The 17,947-nt window shown below is 48.3% G+C and carries 18 protein-coding genes and 1 pseudogene; 6 read left to right on the forward strand and 13 right to left on the reverse strand.

The window, feature by feature from the left end; translation table 11 throughout:
- Window positions 1-2: 2 nt before the first annotated feature.
- Window positions 3-1,169 (reverse strand): NEW3 domain-containing protein, encoded by a 1,167-nt coding sequence (locus tag GC56T3_RS14370; protein ID WP_013146106.1) that lies wholly within the window; start codon window positions 1,167-1,169, stop codon window positions 3-5.
- A 134-nt stretch (window positions 1,170-1,303) separates the two neighbouring features.
- Between GC56T3_RS14370 and GC56T3_RS14375 the strand changes: the two genes are divergently transcribed.
- Window positions 1,304-1,885 (forward strand): sigma-70 family RNA polymerase sigma factor, encoded by a 582-nt coding sequence (locus GC56T3_RS14375; RefSeq protein ID WP_013146107.1) that lies wholly within the window; start codon window positions 1,304-1,306, stop codon window positions 1,883-1,885.
- Window positions 1,863-2,624, forward strand: a complete 762-nt coding sequence (locus tag GC56T3_RS14380; RefSeq protein ID WP_013146108.1) for an anti-sigma factor — start codon at window positions 1,863-1,865, stop codon at window positions 2,622-2,624. Before GC56T3_RS14375 ends, GC56T3_RS14380 begins: the two co-directional genes overlap by 23 nt.
- A 419-nt stretch (window positions 2,625-3,043) precedes the next feature.
- Here GC56T3_RS14380 and GC56T3_RS14385 read toward each other — a convergent pair whose 3' ends face one another.
- From GC56T3_RS14385 to GC56T3_RS14420, 8 genes are all read right to left on the reverse strand, one after another.
- Window positions 3,044-4,162, reverse strand: a complete 1,119-nt coding sequence (locus tag GC56T3_RS14385; RefSeq protein WP_013146109.1) for a TIGR04053 family radical SAM/SPASM domain-containing protein — start codon at window positions 4,160-4,162, stop codon at window positions 3,044-3,046.
- Window positions 4,163-4,247: 85 nt separating this feature from the next.
- A complete protein-coding gene (locus GC56T3_RS14390; protein WP_013146110.1) occupies window positions 4,248-4,616 on the reverse strand; it encodes a hypothetical protein in 369 nt (122 codons plus the stop codon).
- Window positions 4,617-4,637: 21 nt separating this feature from the next.
- Window positions 4,638-5,291, reverse strand: coding sequence for an ABC transporter ATP-binding protein (locus tag GC56T3_RS14395; protein WP_041468528.1), 654 nt, complete (start codon window positions 5,289-5,291; stop codon window positions 4,638-4,640).
- A 25-nt stretch (window positions 5,292-5,316) separates the two neighbouring features.
- Window positions 5,317-7,299, reverse strand: coding sequence for a hypothetical protein (locus GC56T3_RS14400; protein ID WP_013146112.1), 1,983 nt, complete (start codon window positions 7,297-7,299; stop codon window positions 5,317-5,319).
- A 156-nt stretch (window positions 7,300-7,455) separates the two neighbouring features.
- Window positions 7,456-8,094, reverse strand: a complete 639-nt coding sequence (locus GC56T3_RS14405) for an ABC transporter ATP-binding protein (protein ID WP_013146113.1) — start codon at window positions 8,092-8,094, stop codon at window positions 7,456-7,458.
- Between the two features lie 15 nt (window positions 8,095-8,109).
- Window positions 8,110-9,606, reverse strand: a complete 1,497-nt coding sequence (locus GC56T3_RS14410; protein WP_013146114.1) for a hypothetical protein — start codon at window positions 9,604-9,606, stop codon at window positions 8,110-8,112.
- Complete coding sequence (locus GC56T3_RS14415; RefSeq protein WP_013146115.1) at window positions 9,599-10,378, reverse strand: ABC transporter permease; 780 nt, start codon at window positions 10,376-10,378, stop codon at window positions 9,599-9,601. Before GC56T3_RS14415 ends, GC56T3_RS14410 begins: the two co-directional genes overlap by 8 nt.
- Window positions 10,379-10,459: 81 nt before the next feature.
- Window positions 10,460-10,837 (reverse strand): hypothetical protein, encoded by a 378-nt coding sequence (locus GC56T3_RS14420; RefSeq protein WP_013146116.1) that lies wholly within the window; start codon window positions 10,835-10,837, stop codon window positions 10,460-10,462.
- Window positions 10,838-11,145: 308 nt separating this feature from the next.
- Here GC56T3_RS14420 and GC56T3_RS14425 point away from each other — a divergent pair, with 308 nt between their 5' ends.
- The gene (locus GC56T3_RS14425) at window positions 11,146-11,748 is read left to right on the forward strand and encodes a response regulator transcription factor (protein ID WP_013146117.1); all 603 of its coding nucleotides are present in this window, start codon (window positions 11,146-11,148) and stop codon (window positions 11,746-11,748) included.
- A 9-nt stretch (window positions 11,749-11,757) separates the two neighbouring features.
- Window positions 11,758-12,021: pseudogene (locus GC56T3_RS14430) on the forward strand (transcriptional regulator); the annotation flags it as partial.
- Here the strand turns inward: GC56T3_RS14430 and GC56T3_RS14435 are convergent.
- The 3 genes from GC56T3_RS14435 to GC56T3_RS14445 all read right to left on the reverse strand — a co-directional run bounded on the left by GC56T3_RS14435 (window position 12,003) and on the right by GC56T3_RS14445 (window position 13,211).
- Window positions 12,003-12,281 (reverse strand): hypothetical protein, encoded by a 279-nt coding sequence (locus GC56T3_RS14435; protein WP_041468532.1) that lies wholly within the window; start codon window positions 12,279-12,281, stop codon window positions 12,003-12,005. The pseudogene GC56T3_RS14430 and the gene GC56T3_RS14435 overlap by 19 nt on opposite strands.
- 10 nt (window positions 12,282-12,291) lie before the next feature.
- The gene (locus tag GC56T3_RS14440) at window positions 12,292-12,870 is read right to left on the reverse strand and encodes a molybdenum cofactor guanylyltransferase (RefSeq protein ID WP_227456659.1); all 579 of its coding nucleotides are present in this window, start codon (window positions 12,868-12,870) and stop codon (window positions 12,292-12,294) included.
- Between the two features lie 107 nt (window positions 12,871-12,977).
- Complete coding sequence (locus GC56T3_RS14445; protein ID WP_013146119.1) at window positions 12,978-13,211, reverse strand: DUF2249 domain-containing protein; 234 nt, start codon at window positions 13,209-13,211, stop codon at window positions 12,978-12,980.
- 129 nt (window positions 13,212-13,340) lie between these two features.
- Between GC56T3_RS14445 and GC56T3_RS19735 the strand changes: the two genes are divergently transcribed.
- Window positions 13,341-13,508: a hypothetical protein gene (locus tag GC56T3_RS19735; RefSeq protein ID WP_013146120.1), complete on the forward strand. Its 168-nt coding sequence runs from the start codon at window positions 13,341-13,343 to the stop codon at window positions 13,506-13,508.
- A 456-nt stretch (window positions 13,509-13,964) separates the two neighbouring features.
- Window positions 13,965-14,927, forward strand: coding sequence for a hypothetical protein (locus tag GC56T3_RS14450; protein WP_013146121.1), 963 nt, complete (start codon window positions 13,965-13,967; stop codon window positions 14,925-14,927).
- A 324-nt stretch (window positions 14,928-15,251) separates the two neighbouring features.
- Here GC56T3_RS14450 and GC56T3_RS14460 read toward each other — a convergent pair whose 3' ends face one another.
- Entirely contained in the window at window positions 15,252-17,615 is a 2,364-nt protein-coding gene (locus tag GC56T3_RS14460; protein WP_013146122.1) for a nitric-oxide reductase large subunit, read from the reverse strand.
- Window positions 17,616-17,947: the final 332 nt, after the last annotated feature.

Raw genomic sequence — 17,947 nt, forward strand, 5'->3', positions numbered from 1 at the left:
GCTTACCTCCTCCCGTATGTTTTGATCAAATAGTACAGCCCTCCGGCCACCCCAAGAATGATCAACACCGCCACCACGCCCCAAACGGTCGACGTTTTGACCGAGATGCGAAACGCCGCCTCCGCCGACGTTTCCGCCGTTTGCGCCTGGAAGTTGACGACATAATCCCCAGCGATCGCTTCATCCGACGCTTTCACTTTCGCCTTGACTGTTTTGGAATCGCCCGGGTTCAGCTGGGCGATCGTGCTTTGATCGAATTCCACTTCCCAATCAGGCGGAGCGTCAGCCGTCATATTGATGTTCAAAAGCGGAGCGCTTCCGGTGTTTTTGACGACAAGATCGATCACCCGTTCATGCCCCGCCGTCACATCGGTGCTTAAGTTTCCTGACGGCGTCGTCAGTTTGAGCGCATACGTGCCCGTAATGACCGCTTCTAACGTCAGCTCAGCCGACGTATCGCTCGTTTGCGCTTTGATCGGGATTTTGTACGTGCCCGCTTTCACATTTTCCGGCGGTTTGACCTCTACGGTAATGTCTCTTGATTCATTCGGCTCGAGTTTCACCGACGTAACGGAATTGCCTTCCGATTTGAACGTGACTTGCCAACCTTTTTCCGCCGCCGAACTTAACGCGTAATTTTGCGTCTTGGCGGTTCGGTTTTTCAGCGTGACATCATACGTGAAGCTCGAATCCGCGTGCCCCTCGAGGTTCGTTTGTTCCGACGTCAGTTCCGTTTTAAACGATCCTTGTTCCGTCACGCGGACAAGCAGCGGCAATTTCGATGAACCACTCTCCCCTTTCGCGACGAGCCAAAAGCGGTAATCCCCTTTGTCGGCATCCAGCGGCACGGTCACTTCCAACGTGACCTCTTCTTCTTTTCCGCCTCGGACGGACAGCTGCTCAATCGTTCTCCCCTCAGCGGTAATCGAAGTCGCCCATCCTTTCGGCAGGTGGTCAAACGAGAAGGTGACGTTTTCAATGTTGGAACCGTTGTTGATGACATTGACCGTATAGTCGATTGTTTCCCCCGGCGTCACGGAAAGCCCGGTGTATGGCGTGAAAAGAACAACACCGCTTGCCGCCGATGCCGGGCGGATCGGAAGAAGAAGCGAAAAGAGTGTCAAGATCATGGCGAACATCATGATGACCCTGCTTCGCACGACGTTCACTCCCTCCTTCTGTTTTCACTTCGTATACGCCAGAAATGGATCAATGGATTTGTTTTGCAGGAGAAAAATGAAATTGTAGAATAGATGCAGCAGGGGCAACAATTCCATCAAGCATGTGTCGGGAGGTGGGCAAGATGGAAGATCGACGGGAAGACATGGAACTGCTCGAGAAGATCGCCGAAGGCTCGCGCGCCGCCTTTGACCGTTTTTACGAAAAATACGCTCCGATGGTCTATCATATCGCTCTTCGAATCGTCGGCAACGAGGTGGAGGCGGAAGATGTCAGCCACGATGTGTTTCTCGAAATCTTGCAAAAACCGCACCAATTTGATCCAAAGCGGGGAAGCGTTCAAGCCTTTCTTGCCGTGAAAACGAAAAGCCGGTCGCTCGACCGCCTGCGCAAGAAACGGGATTTGCTAGTGAGCCGCCTTGAGGAAGCGGCTTTAAAAGAAAAGGGGGCGGAATTCTACTTTCTCCGCCAACTGGAACAACAAGTCATCCTCGATGCGTTAACCCATCTCCCCGAGGAGCAGCGGCAAGCGATCATTCACTTTTACTTTCACGGGGAAACCCAGCGGGAAATCGCCGCCGCGATGAACAAACCGTTAGGCTCCGTCAAGTCGCTCATCCGCTACGGCTTGCGCAATTTGCGGAAACAAAAAGAGCTGTTCCACTGGATGGAGGCTGGCAGAGGTGAAGAACAGCATGAAGCATAGCCATATTTCGGAAGCAAAAATCGTGGACTGGCTGTTAGGCATGCTGCCAGAGCAAGAAAAAGAAGACGTGTCCAACCATCTTAAGCACTGCCTTGAATGCCAACGCCTGCTTGAAGCGTGGAAAGACATTGGGCTTAAAGAGGCAGCCCAATATGAAGCACCGCCCCTTTCTCACAAAGAGCGAATTTGGGCCCAAGCGGAAGCGCAAAGACAAACAGCGCGCGCGCAGCGAAAGGTCCGCATCGCTTCGGGATTGATCGGCGCCGCTTTGGCCGTCTTCCTTTTCGCCTTGCGCCTTTCCGCTTCGAACGACGGGCCGACCGCTTCCCATGACGGATCGGATGAGCCATATCGATACCAGATTGTCGAACAACATACCGACATTCCAATCGAGCGAATCATCCATAATCCCAAAACGAAACAAATTCCGATTGAACCATCGGCGCTCTTTCAACAGATGGACGGCACGATTTGGCTCAATGACGATACGAAGGAAATGCTGATGGAAATTGAAGGATTGCTGCCGTTTGCGACTCGCGATTATCAATTGTGGATCATTTACACCAACAACGAGGTCAAAGGGGAACTGTTGACGATCCGCCACGGAGCGGCGCGCATTTTGATCACCGGCGAGGATGTCAAACAGTTCAAGCAAATTAAAGCGAGCCTCGAACCAAAGGGAGGAAGCGCGGCGCCGACCGGGCCGGAGACATTTATTGTCGATTTGGACCACGAATGATCTTTCAACATTGAACGCTCTCCCACCTACGCTTGAGCTTTGAGGTGGGAGATTCTTGGGAACACCCGCCCCACAGCAGGCTGTCCACCAAGCCATCCCCGTGCGTCCCACGGTTCTTTACACCTTCTGTTCTGTGGAAGCAAGAGGAAGAATGACGGCAAATCCCGATTCATCCCCCACTTACGCTCACGCGTGGAAGTGGGGGACTCGGTTCAGGATGATGAAAACGGGGAAGGTTCAGGCGGTTCCGCAACAGCAAGTGCCGCCAGCTCGGTTCAGGATGATAAAAACGGGGAAGGGCGCCTGCTCCTTCCCCGTATGTTTTGAACACACATCCAACATCCGCCGCATGCGCCCGGGCAACCGTCTCACGAACGCCGTAGCGCCGTCATTTTAAGCGGCCGTTTTTCACCGCCCTCTTACCGTTGGCTTCGCTCTTTTGTCCGCAGCGCCTTTGGAATGTAAACACAATACGGCTCGCTTTCCAAATAGTCTCCCGTCACCGCGTACGCCCGCGAGCGTGAGCCGCCGCACACATATCGGAACTCGCAGACGCCGCATTTTCCTTTATATTTGTCCGGATTGCGCAAGTCTTGGAAAATCGGCGAGTGTCGGTAAATGTCCGCCAGCGGCGTTTCCCGGACGTTCCCTGCTTTGACCGGCAGCAGCCCGCTTGGGTAGACATCGCCGATATGGGAGATAAAAACAAAGCCGTTGCCGTCGTTTACTCCTTTCGGCGCGCGGCCGAGCCCGTCGACTTGTCCGGTTAAGCCTTTGTTCAACACGTCTTCGTAACGGATGCCGCCTTTTGCCGTTTTTCCTTCGCGCATTTTCGCCTGCAGCACGACGCAGCGGTAATGCTGGCCCGCCGTCGTTTTGATATCAAACGGAACGCGCTTGCTCGTTTCATACAACCAGCGGAACACCCGCTCATGCTCGATGGGGGAAATCATATCCTCCTCCTTCCCCCTGCCTGTCGGCACAAGGAAAAAGACGCTCCAAAGGACGCATTTCAGCTTCTCCACCAACGCCGCCATCTCGTCAAGCACATGAACGTTGTATCGCGAAATGACGGTGTTGATTTGCACGGGAATGTCGAGCTCATGCAAGTATTGAATCGCACGGATCGTCAAATCAAACGAGCCGCTCACGCCGCGGAAATGGTCGTGAATCTCGGCGTTCGGCCCGTCAAGGCTAAACGCCCAGCGCGACAAGCCGACCTCTTTTGCTTTGCGGATCGCTTCTTTCGTCACGTTCGGCGTCGCGCTTGGCGTCATTGACACGCGCAATCCTTTATCGATCGCATATTTCGCTAAATCGTACACATCCGGGCGCATGAGCGGATCGCCGCCCGTAAAGACGAGCATCGGCTGATCCATCTCGTAAATCTCATCGATCAGTTTTTTCCCTTCCTCAAACGTCAACTCGCGCGGATCGCGATGGTATTGCGCTTCGGCGCGGCAATGAAGGCACTTGAGTTGACAAGCTCTCGTCAATTCCCAAATCACAATAAACGGATTTTCATTAAAATCGCGCATTGCGGCCCCCTCCTTGGCCTCCATTGTACCGCAACATTCAGGCGCGTTATGTGATATGGATCACATTTAGACCTCAGCGCTCATCTTATCTTTCGATTAGCTCAACTGGAACTCCGAAACTGTGGTCAGCCAAAATGGAGGAAACTGCATCCCGTTCCTCCTTTGTATGATAAACAATGCGGATGAGCGCTTCATCCGCTTGATCTCCGCACGGCGCCTCCACCTTCACGCTTACTCCCTTTCCTACGCGCTCCAAGCGAGCTGCGAGATCCCGATGCTGACTCAACGCCTCTCTCACTTCCGATCGGCTCGGCAGTTTTCCGCATTCAGGACGAGCAACGTCCTGTTTGCCTGGGAACGGGATAAGCGACAAACCAATCCCCCCTCCCGCTACTAAAAGTCCGCCGACCAACACAATGGCAACGCCAATGCCCCACCATCGTTTTTTCGTCATCTTGATTCGCCCCCTTTCTTCTCATCTGCCATGCCGCATTCCCTTTAGCGCATGCTCAGCATGGGCGGCTCGCATCATTTTCTCATCGTGGGTCGCGACAATAACCGTTCTCCCTTGCTTCGCCAATAATTGAAGCAGCTCAATGACGCGATCGCCATTGGCCTCATCAAGAGAAGCCGTCGGCTCATCCGCCAAAATGACTTGTGCGTCTTTATAGAGAGCGCGTGCGATCGCCAAGCGTCGCTTTTCGCCTCCACTTAGACGGGCGGCCAGTTCTCGTTCTCTTCCATCCAACCCTGTTTCCGATAACACTTTGCGCACCCGCTCCTCATCGCCGACAACTTTCGAACGAAACAAACTCGAAGTCATCGTGATATTAAACGCAACTGATTCTTCCTCCATAATTCCGTAATCTTGGAGAATGAATGCCGCATGGTGTTTCCAAAACAGCCGCCGCTGCTTCGCTCCCCAACTCGTTGTATCGACACCATCAATCAATACACGACCGTTTGTCGGCCGCAAAAGCAATCCAAGCACATGGAGAAGCGTCGTTTTGCCCGCTCCGCTTGGACCAACAAGCGCCGTCAAGGCTCCAGGGGAGCATACGACACTTTCGTTCTCCATAATCGTTCGCTCATTGATAATCATCGTCACTTGATCGGCCTCAATTCTCATGGCAGTCAAGCCTTCCTCCTTCTTTCTACAACTGACGCAGGGAGTTTTTCGCAAACACCCAAGCTGCCGCACCAATATGTACGAGCGGCAAAGCAAGCAGCACAAGCGCCCCCGTTAGACAAACCGGCAACCAGCCGTTTATTCCTTGCAACAGCATAATCAGCATGACCACGATTCCCCCTAACACCCACTCTTTCACGATTCGCCCGCGCGACACCGCCCACCAAGATGCCCCAGCAAGCCGAAGAGGAAAATCGCGTTTTGCTTTTAACACAGCCATAATAAACGCACTAATGGCGGAGGCAATAGCCAAGGCCGCTAAAAGACCAACAATCGATCCAATTCTAAGCCACACGAAATAGGCATAAAGCTGCGCGCGCAAAATTCCTTCCTCCGCCATATAGTTGACGCGGATCCGGTTCTGAAGGCCGCGTTCAGCTACGAGTTTCTGTGTTTCCTCTAGTCCGACAAAACTCAACTCCGACGAAGAAGCGACAGAGATCAAAAAGTTGTCATTGAATAATGAATGGACATGAGGGGCAACCAACAATAACACCTCCTTCGGCCGGGCAAACTCAAGCTGTCCGCCAAAGCGGACAAATGGAAAAGGGGACGATCCGGTCAAACGACACATCTTGACCTCATGCCATATGGCTTGAGCCTGTTGCTGGTTTCTTACATATAACGGGATGGAGAGTTCGACAAATTGTCTCACGTCCTTTGGAATCTGTTCCAGCGCAAGAGGAACCAAAGATAGCCCTTTGTTCTTTTTGCGAACGATATCCAACCATCGCTCATTCACGATAACCATGTAACGGTACGGCGCAATGGTCATGCCATCGATGGCGAAATCGTCTTCCGTCCACGCTTTCGATAACACTACGCGATCGTCGGCCTCCGCTTGTCGAACCATGTCCCCCACCGATGGTTGCAACATCTGAAACAACTGCTCGATTTCCGCTCCCCCCGCTCTTCCTGGACGGGACGGGAACACCAACACCGCTTGATCAGCCAACGACTTCCACATGATTTGTTCCTGTGCTGTTTTTCTAGCATTCGTATAAGCTGAAACCGCCGGTGAGACAGCGGAAAGGACGAAAGCAAATACAGCGAGTTTCAATACAGCCGAACTTCTGGCCAAACGCTTGACAGCAGGTTCGCGCATCGCCAACATCTCTGGATTCGGCCATGAGGCAACAGAAAAAATCAACGCGCAAGCCATTGTCAAAGAGATCACCATCGCCTCAGCCAAAAGCAACACTTTACTATAGTAAGGCACGAATCCCCATCCATAGACAAAGCCGACATAAAGAGCGGCCAAGACGTCCAATATAGCGGCGGCCAAAACCATAGCCAGCAAAAAGTGGCTGAAATCCTCGCATTGGATGCGCGACGTCGGAACTCCCGCCAACACACGCAACGCGCGCCCTTTCGCTTTGACCGCCAGCCAGTATAAAGCTAATGACACCATCAGCGCCGAAACAGCCAACAGCGCCACACCAAAATCGCTTTGCACGATCAAAAATTGGAGAATGGTCAACAGAGTCTCTTCGTTCCACTTCTGATCGACCCGATGCGACGCCAGCCAATGTTTCAACTCGTCTATATGATCGGTTTTCCCTGTCACCAAATAATCGCCATTGGCAAACGAATGGGCCAACGCGCGGCGATCGCGGATCTCCGCATCTGGCTCATGGCCAAAACGCTGAATTCTCTTTGGAAAATCCCCTTTCTCCCCCACTTGAACAAAGATCTGTCCCGACTGATCCCCCCGTAAATCTGGCGCGATTTTCATCAATCCTAGTTCCCATCGATCGCTCATCGCCCCCAACTGTTGAAACACATCTTCCTGACGCAAATCAGACTGGCTAAAATCCAATGTCACTTTCGCTTTCACATCCAGCTGTTCCGGAAAAAAGCGGTCATGGACATCCGAAACAACAATCGCTACGAAAGCTAAGAGAAGAAACTGCACAGCGGAAACAGCGACCACGATTTTTTTATGCATGAGCCTCATTCCTTCCCTAATCCATCATCCCCCGGAAGAGAAAGACCCCATCCCGCTCGGGAAGGGGTGAAAGAAAAGCTTCCAGTCAAACAGATTCATTATTTGCAAATTCTAATCGTAATAGGCGTCATCGGACCATGGAAAATTTAGAGCCTATTACTTCACTTTTTCAAGTTTAAAACGGTTGATTCTGTAAACTTCATCGCAAAGAACATCAACGTCCTCTTGATTGTGGCTAGTAAGCAAAATCGTTCTCCCTTCTTCCCTGAATTTCCGAAGCAAATTGCGGATATTTTCAACGCTGTCAGCATCTAGAGCATTGAATGGTTCATCTAAAATAAGTGTTTGTTGATCTTCCATAATGGCTTGAGCAATAGCAAGCTTTTGTTTCATTCCAAGTGAGTAATGTTTTACCTTTTGTGTCAATTCTGGATTTAAACCAACCATCCTCATCGTCTGCTTTATTTTGTCATCATTGATTTTGTTTCGAATGAGAGCTAATGCTTTTAGATTATCAAACCCTGTCTTTCCCGCTATATACCCAGGCCGATCAATGATAATTCCAAAATTACTGGGAAATCGTTTATTGGCACCCAGCTCTTCCCCGTCCACGATCACGCTGCCGTGATCAGGGAACATAAATCCGCATATTAGTTTAAATAATACGGACTTTCCTGAACCGTTAGGACCAATAATTCCATAAATTTTCCCCTTTTCCACTGCAAAATTCACGTTTTCAAAAATTGTTGCTCCTTTAAAAGATTTACTGACTTGACTCAGTAGGATATGCGACAACTTCCTCACTCCTTTTTAGAAATCAAGATCTTGTTTATGAAAGACATACAGCAAGAAAACAATCTCTAAAACATTCCATAAGGATAGAACTATGCTTATGCGATAAACCGAGTAATCTGCGAATAAATACGCCATGCTATTCAATCCGGATGGAACTATCCCCCAATTATTAAGACCCGGTAACATAAAGAATGAAAGTATGGCGAGCCCCACTAAACTATAAAACGTTTCTTTACTCAACCAAGAAATAAGAAACACAAATAGTACATAAAATGAAATTTGAAGATAGCCATTGACAAAAAAATGATAAAACACCTCAAGCAACGTGACCGAGCGATCAATCGAAACATAGAAGTCAAAAGAGAAACGCTTCAAAGAAGAAATGAATAAAGCAAGCAATGCTAAGGCGAATAAGTATAATCCAATATATAACATGATCTTATGATACCATCTCCAAAACCATCGGGTGATAGACTGATAACGCAAAAGCTTGTAATACCCCATTTCCGACAATTCCTTCTGCAAGTACAATTGGACCCAATAGATGAATCCAAAATACAGAACCCAATAACATAAAAACGACTTGAAATAGAACGCTTGATTGGAACCACCTATAAACATGAAAAGAAATTGGTCCCAAATAGTTTGTCCCACGTTTTCTCGCATTCCGGACCATAATGCCATGACAATCAAGGCAATAAAAGCGGCATATCTCCAGCTGTATCCTTTCACATTCAAATCCAGTCGATTGGCAATCGATATGAGCAGGATCATCCATCCTATGACCATCACAAAAGATCCCCATAGATTTCCGAACTGCGCAGCCCCCGAATGCAAAATCAAGTAATGGCACAAATTAAACAAGGAATGGGGAGGAAGAAGTTTAAATGACACTCCGCCATACACCCATATGAACACCGCGGCAAATACGACAATGCCCTTGTTTTTCCACTTTACATAAAGGATGGCCAAAACAAGGTGAATACAGCTGAAACTTAAAACAAGCAACGTCAAATGCAGCAACAATGCTGAAAAGGGACTGTCTATAAATTTTTGCAAGATTTGCGTTTCACTTAAAGATGCATCCAGCTTACTAAACGGACTCCAGCCAGCAAAAGAAGGAGCACCGATTGACAAAACTCCGCTCACTGCCCCCCAAACGATCATGGATATGCTGAGGCTTTGAATAAATCGAACTAATGTTGCATACACCCAACTTCGATAAGAACCAAATCGTATCAAAACCGTATAATCAAAATCAGATATAATAATCGAAATAGAACGATATAGAAAAACGGGTAAAATGAAATACAAAATAAGGTAAATATTACCGAAGAAGCTATGTAACAAATCCCATTTATTCAACAATAGTTTTGTTTGAAACGAAGCAACATACATATGCTCTTTCGCTCTTAATCCATATATGTAAATAACTGCTCCAAAGAGAATCCATTTGAATGTCAGTAATTCATTTACAAAATCCTTCCATTTATTCTTTACTGTCCTAGTCATGATGCTTATGCAACCTTTCCTTTAGATAGAACATCAATAGAATCACAACGAAACATAAGACGATAAATGGCACGAATACTGTCCATAACGGTTGCTGTTGTATACTAAAAGGAAAAATTGTATAAGTAGGGGAAAATTGATCATATCCAAAAACTTGCGTGATAAAATTTCCCAACAAGTAATAGACAAACGGAATGGAAAACCCTACAAAAGGCTTCTCTAAAATCATGACGAGCAACAATCCCATTGTCGCATACATCATTCCATTCAGCCCTACCCATAGTGAGTAAAGAATTCCATATGGCAACGTGCCAAGGGCAAGCAGCTGCTCAAACGTTGTATAAGGGATAGGATTGCCATCTGTTGGATATAAACGAACAATTCCTAAATAAGGTTCAATATACATAGAAAATACAAAAGGGACGAATACGATCAAAAAGGCGAGCAAAAAAGACAGGATCGCATTGACGATCAATTTGCTAAAGAAGTAAGTCGTCAAAGGGATGCGGATACGTACATATGGAATAAAATGATTTTTCTGTTCACTTGGAAAAGAAATCGCATACACGAGAACCATGATGATCGGAAAAAGCAGCGGCACAAAATTCGAATTCAAACGCAGAAAAAGATCCAATTGTCTATAGTAAAGGTAATGATCCTTTATCAACATAAATTGGATGGCAGGCAGGACCAACACTAATGCAGCCCAAACCATACATTGACGCCAGGTAAAGACTCTGATGAATTCAACTTTCACTTGATGGCCCAACATTTTTTACACCCTTTCCCAGGCTCGTTTTCATGTTTAAAGAGAATGGACCATCCAAACAGTTTAGCCCATTCTCATGATGAATCAATTGCTTCTCCACTCCCCTTTTACTCTTACATCTACCAATTGAGTAAGATCCGAACTAAACTCAACTCTCGCATCCTTGCCTGCTTTGATCGAATTAGGCAGTTTGAATGGGCCCCCAACCGTTGCGATACGGACCCAAGGTCCAGTTCCTCCGCTATAAGAATACACTCTTGCATCCAGTGCTTTTCCCAGTATCGATACTTTCAAATCTGCTGACGCGCCGGTAGTCGACTTCGTTTGTTGAGGAGTAAACGCATTATCATTGAAACCTGGGACAATCACGTCATAATCATCATACGTCGTTCCTGCCTGAGCTACGCCTCCTACAGCAAGAAGCCCCGTTGCTAAAGCAAGCACGGCAAATTTCTTCTTCATTGAGCATCATCCTCCTCATTATTTCAGAGATCACCGGCCGGCTTCACCCTTACTGTACCAAAATAACATTGAAAAAACATCCGTATTTTCCGCAAATTTCATTGCGGAAAATACCTATTTTTTGAAATTTCGTTTACAGAGATTGATCGATATTGTAAAATTTTAACGAATGAAGTTGAGAGAAATGGCCTTATGGATCAAAACAGCACATCACTCATCCCCTGTAAAACTCCATGTTTCACCGCAACGTGTGTTCCAACCAAATGCGTCGCTACTCGCTGCGTTTTACGGGGGGAGGGGGAGAGACAATGGTGAAAATCAACATTTTGATCATAGGGGATCATGGCCTTGTCATGGATGGCATCCATCAGCTTTTGGAACGCGAGCCCGACTTGGAAGTAGTGGGAGCCGTCTTCTCTCCAGCCGAACTAGAGAAGGAGATCGCTCACTTCCAGCCTGATATCATTGTCATCGATGCTACGAGCCAAAGAGAAAACTACCTCATTTGGACAAAGAACATCTCATCACGATTCCCTGCAAGCAAAGTGGTCATGTTATCGGGGGATGCCAGCGCAGAATATGTACAGGCCGTCCATGAGGCAGGCGCCTATGCTTTTGTATCCAAATGCGATTCTGCCGAAACCCTGATTCACGCCATTCGGGAAAGCTATCGCGGGGTGAAATCGTTCCCGACTGATCTTGCTTTCCATGATGGCTCGCCTCTGACCGACATGGAGTTGGCCGTTCTCGATCTCATTGCTAGAGACAAAACAAATCGCGAAATCGGCGAACAACTGAACATCAGCAAACGAACGGTGGAACACCATGTGTCTTCCATTTTGCGAAAACTTCACGTCAAATCGCGGGCGGGAGCAGTCGGAAAAGCGTTTAGGCTCGGATTGCTTGAGTAACCACGTTTGGACAAGTTTATTGACCCGCCATACGCCCAAAAAGTAAAGGAGTGGATGAAAACGAATAAAGTCTTTCGTTTGCTCGTAGAAGATCTAGAACAGGAAAAAGAGAAAGCGGTCAAACAAACCGAAAAACAAAAAGCCATCGAAATCGCGAAAAACTTGCTTGACGTTCTGCCTATTCACGAAGTCGCGAAACGAACGGGGCTGACCGTCGCCGAAGTAGCGGACCTGGCGAAGGAAATGGACCAAAATCAACCTCCAGTCCAATAACGCAAAAGAGCCGAGGCCGTGCGGTTCTTTTTTCTTCGCACTGTTGCCGTTTCATAAAATTCAAGGTCATCATCAAAAGATGCACTTGACCTTTTATTGACAGTTATTGTACAGGCGAAATCATTTTTCACTTGCGTATCATGAGCGTCTTCCTGCATCAAGTGCATTTTGTGGTGAAAAGCCGGGAAAAAGAACCATTTCGTGGTCAAGGATGGCCCTTCTGATTGAAAAAAAGTGTATGCTGTGTCTGCTTCGGCCACAATCCCCCCTTCACCGGTACTCTTCCTCCGTATTGACATTGCGCCATACGTCTCCATCCGCGGCAAGCTGCTCGACATCCACCCAGCGGACGCGGATGCGGTCAAGGAGCGAAATCATCCGCCGTTCGCCGGCGTCAAGCAGCTCGGCGATCGCGTCGCGAAGCCGACGGTGGTATAAAGCAACCAACGGTTCGGGACGGCTGCCATGGAGCGGGACGATGGCGTCAAACGTCGGATCGATATGGGAAGCAAGCCGTTCCGTCACTTCCCGCCGCATGTACGGCATGTCGCACGGCAGGACGAATACCCAGTCGGCTCGGCTCTGTCCCATGACGGTGTAAAGGCCGGCAAGCGGCCCACAGCCGCGGCAGCGCTCCACATCGAGCAGCACCGGGATGTCCGTTTGCCGGCGGAATTCATCGATAAGCGACGGGTGGCTGACGATGTACAATTCATCGGCGACGGATCGCAACGCCGCGACGGACCAAGTGAAAAACGGAGCTCCTTCGTGCAACGCAAACGCCTTCGGCCGCCCAAACCGGCGCGACTGGCCGCCGGCGAGCACCGCTCCGGCAATCGTTTGTTTCATCATGCTTCCCCTTTCCGGACATCCATCGTTTGTTTTTACCGTACCATACCAACCGGCGAAAAAAAAGATTTCCGCCTGCAGACGGAAATCCCAATGGAGCGGATGATTTATTTTTTGCCGATGGCCACCCGCCATACGTCCGGCCCTTCCTCTAAGTACTCCCATGTAAACTGATCCGGACGCTCCATCATGAATTGGTATTGCAGCGGAAGCGGGTCATGGTCATTCGTCAGCTCCATCACTTCCCCCGGCTTCAAACTGTCAAACAGCCGAAAAATTGCCGGATGGCGGTCGCGCGGCGGATAGTCCGGAGCGTGGATTTTGGCGGCAAATTGGTTCATAACATTGGCCTCCTTTGTAGTATAATGAATTATATACTTTATCATAACCGCTTGAACCTTGGGGGGGAGTGACGAGCGTCACAGCCCGAAGGTGAACATGTTCAATCCCCATGAAAGGAGAAATGGCGGTTGGAAGAGCTTGTTGGCTTTTGCGCGCAATGCGGCAAGCCGATCCATTGTCTGCATGGGTTTTTAAATGGCGTCGTCAGCCGAGAAACAGAGACGTTGTACTGCTTTCCGTGCCATGACAAGCAAAAGGAAAACGAACACACCACGCCGGACAAATGCCACAAGTGATTGAAAACGTTCACAAATGAAAGGGGGCTGACCCAAAAATCCACTAACAAGTGGACTTTTGGAGCCAGCTCTTTCTTTTTTAAATCGTACATTGATCATGAACGATTCCGATTAAATCCCTTGTTTCTCCTTATATTATAAAGAAAGGAAGTTCGATTTTCTTAAAAACAATGTCGCTGCCGGGATTAACATGACCGTACGGGCTAAAACGCACTCCTTTTCCTGGACGGATACAAAGCGACAATGACACAAAACGTTATTTTCAAATTTCTACGAATCATTTATAATATGAATGGGGAACGATTATCCTCATTTGTTCTGCGCTACAATCCCATCCCTTTCCTCAACCACTTACTCTACACGCTCGTTTCCCCAGTCCTCATAAAGAAAGAAGCGATTCATCATCACTCGCTTTTCCAGGAATGCTATATATCTTATTAGAAGGGAGGATTTCCCTTGGAAGCGATATTGAAACAAATTTTGGACAAGCTCCAAATTATCGAACATGAAGTAAGCGACGTCAAAACAAACATGGCAACGAAACAGGAACTCGAAGAAGTGAAGCAAAACTTCACAACAGAGCTTGAGGATATTAAAGCCAACATGGCAACGAAACAAGAACTTGAAGAAGTGAAGCATAGTTTCACAAAAGAGTTCGAAGACATTAGAGCCAACATGGCCACCAAACAGGAGCTCGAAAAAGTAAAACAAAGCTTCTCAAAAGAACTAGAAGATATTAAAGCTAACATGGCCACCAAACAAGAACTTGAAGAAGTGAAGCATAGTTTCACAAAAGAGATCGAAGACATCAAAGCCAACATGGCTACCAAGCAAGAACTTGAAGACATCAAAGCCAACATGGCTACCAAGCAAGAACTTGAAGATATCAAAGCCAACATGGCTACCAAGCAAGAACTTGAAGATATCAAAGCCAACATGGCTACCAAGCAAGAACTTGAAGATATCAAAGCCAACATGGCTACCAAGCAAGAACTTGAAGATATCAAAGCCAACATGGCTACCAAGCAAGAACTTGAAGATATCAAAGCCAACATGGCTACCAAGCAAGAACTTGAAGATATCAAAGCCAACATGGCTACCAAGCAAGAACTTGAAGATATCAAAGCCAACATGGCTACCAAGCAAGAACTTGAAGATATCAAAGCCAACATGGCTACCAAACAGGAGCTTGAGGACGTAAAGAACAACCTAATGAAAGAATTAGATCATGTCAAAGCCAATATGGTCACGAAGCAAGAGTTTGTTTTCATCCAACAAGCAGTGCTTGAAACAAATGAAATCGTTAAGAAAATAGAACAAAACATGGAAAAGCACGAACGGATTTTAGATCTTCTTTCTAGGCGTTCGATTGAACAAGAAGCGGCAATTTCCAGCATTCGTCTTATTAAGGCACCATAAGCAAGGAGAGAGCATCCCTCCCTACCTTTCTTAGGTGTGGCCGCCTTTTATAGTAAGGAAGAAACGTCTCCATCGGAATGCGCTTGACGATTTCGTAAACTACATGAGCCATATGATCCACTGGAATGATATCGATTGGCAACGTGGAGGGCCACGGTACACTCTTCAAAAATATGATGATATGTCTAAAAGAATCGCTCCTTTTTCGGTGATAGTGGTTTATGGTGACTCTATTCTGCCAGAAAACGAACGATTCTCTTCTATTTTCGTGTAAAAACGGGCTAATCCCAAAACACATTCGCATTTTGGGTCAGCCCGTTTTTGTTATTCTTCCTCCGCCAAATTCGCCACCGGCAGCTCTTCTCTCTCTCCATGCGTCGGTTTGCGCAAATGGAACATCGCTTTGATGGCAAAGACAAGCAAGGCGGCGACGCCGATTAAAAAGATCGTATCCGGAACGAAGCGGACAAGCAGCAAGTTTTGTACGACGTCTTGTTGCAAGAACGAAGGCGAACGCGACGCCCAATAGCCGTGTTCAAACGCTTCTTTGATTTGCAGCACCCCAACCGGGAGAAGCGTGATGAGAACCATGCCAGCCAGGCCGATGTTCAGCATCCAGCAAGAGAATTTCAGCCATTTGTCGTTCCATGCTTCCGGTTTGACGATGTTGCGCAGCGAGTAAAGAAGCACGGCGATCGCAAACATGCCATACACGCCCATCATCGCCGCATGGCCGTGGGTCGGCGTTAAGAATTGCCCGTGTTCAAAGTAGCTGACCGCCGGCAAATTGATGAGAAAGCCGAACACCCCGGCGCCGACCAAGTTCCAGATCGCTGTGGAGATCAAAAACCAGAATGTTGCTTTATACGGGAAGTTGACTCCGCCGTCGCGCATCATTTTGTATTGCTCGTACGCTTCCAAAATAAGGAGCGTGAGCGGAATCACTTCGAGCGCCGAGAACACGGCGCCAAGGGCGATCCAGATTTCCGGTGAACCGTTGTAGTAATAGTGGTGGCCGATGCCGATCACACCGCTGCCCAATAAAATCGTAAATTGGAAATAGAGAGCCCGGACCGTCGATTTTTTCGTCACGAGCCGCAGCTGGACGAGCAAAAACCCGATGACGACAACGGCGAACACTTCGAAAATGCCTTCGACCCATAAGTGGATGATCCACCAGCGCCAAAAGTCGGCCATCGTAAAGTTCGTATCCGGCTCGATAAAGAAGGCGAAGATGTAAAAGAACGGAACGGCGATGGCCGAATAAAACAGCAAGTGAATGAGCCCGCCTTTGTCGCTTTCTTGCTTCAGCCCGCGTTTGACGCCGCGGAAGACGATGAACAGCCAAAGCAGCATGCCCACGACTAAAATGATTTGCCAAACGCGGCCTAGCTCAATGTATTCCCAACCTTGGTGGCCAAACAGGAACCATTCGTTTCCTAAATAGCCGTTGACGCCGAGCCATTGGCCGATCATGCTGCCGCCGACAAGCACGACAAGCGCCCAGAAGAGCAGATCGACAAGCAGCCCTTGCTTTTTCGGCTCTTGCCCGCCGACAAGCGGCGCGATGAAAATCCCCATGCCAAGCCAAGCGGTGGCGATCCAGAAAATCGCCAGCTGCAAGTGATACCCTTTGGCGATGTTAAACGGCAATAGGTCATGGATCCATTTGATGCCAAAGAAGCTGTCCGGTTCCGTATAGTAGTGGGCGAGCAACGCCCCGAACATCGCTTGCACGAAAAAGAGCGCGGCGACGACAACGAAATATTTGTCCGCTTTCACTTGCGACGGAGTAAGCGGCTGCCGCCGCAAGTCGATGACCGGAAACTTCCCTTCTGCATACGCTTCTTGCATGCTTAACTGATAGCGGTGGAACACGTACAAAATGATCCCGATGAACAAAATCAAAATCGTGACGCTCGCGCCGCTCCACCATACCGCGGAAAATGACATCGTATTGCCGGCGTCTTCATAGTACGGCCAGTTGTTGGTGTATGTGATCTTGTCTCCAAGTCTTGGCGTGCTGGACAGCCAGGCGGTCCAGAAGAAAAAGTCGGCAATTTGTTGGATTTGATCGCCATCCGCCACCCAAGCACGGTTCGATTTTGGCATGTCACTTTCTTTGATCAATCCTTTTTTCAATCCCCAACCGTCGCCATTGGTGAACACGTCGCGGTAGTAGTCGCGCACTTTTTCCAACCCGTATACTTGCGCATCCGTCAGGACGAGAACATCCGTAACCGGATTGTAGCGGTTTTTCCGCATTTCTTTCATCACTTGTTCGCGGATGATCGTTTTCTCATCGGCGGTTAAATCGGCAAACGGTTTGTGATACCGCTCTTTTGCTTTGTAATCTTGCATGCCTTCCGTATAAATTTTCAACGCTTCCGCCGTATAGTCCGGCCCCATATACGACCCGTGTCCAAGCACGGTTCCGTAATCCATCAGCCCGTATTTTTGGAAGACGGCCTGCCCGCCGATGATCGTTTCTTTCGTCATCAACACTTGGCCGTCTTCACTGCGCACTTCCTTCGGCCTTGGCGCCATTTCTTTAAAAATCCAATACCCGCCGACAAGCAGGACGGTAAAGCTGATCAAAATGGTGAAAATGAGAATCGATTTGAGAAAACTGTTGGTCGTTTGCCGCCCCGGCCGCACGTTGGGGCGAACGGATCGATGAACTTCCATATGAGACAACCTCCTTCTCGTTTGTTCGCCCCCATTGTAGCGTGCTGAACCGAGGACGGTTTGTGAGCCGGGGCAAATGTCTGTTATGATTTATATCACAGCTTTATGGCGTGGGAATGTATACAATGAAGGCAGAAAAGGCCAAACGGAGCGGATGTTCAAAAAGAGAAAAGCATCGATGCTCTGTTGACAGCCGCCACACTTTTGTCACATTTCCAAAGGAGAGAACGCCATGAAGGCTGGTGAAAAACAACGGATTCGCTTGGTTTTTGAGAAATCGAAAGGAATGAAGTTATGGTGTTGCAAGGTTTCTCAATTTGAGAAACGCTGTT

Source organism: Geobacillus sp. C56-T3, from assembly GCF_000092445.1.
Taxonomy (GTDB): Bacteria; Bacillota; Bacilli; order Bacillales; family Anoxybacillaceae; genus Geobacillus; species Geobacillus thermoleovorans.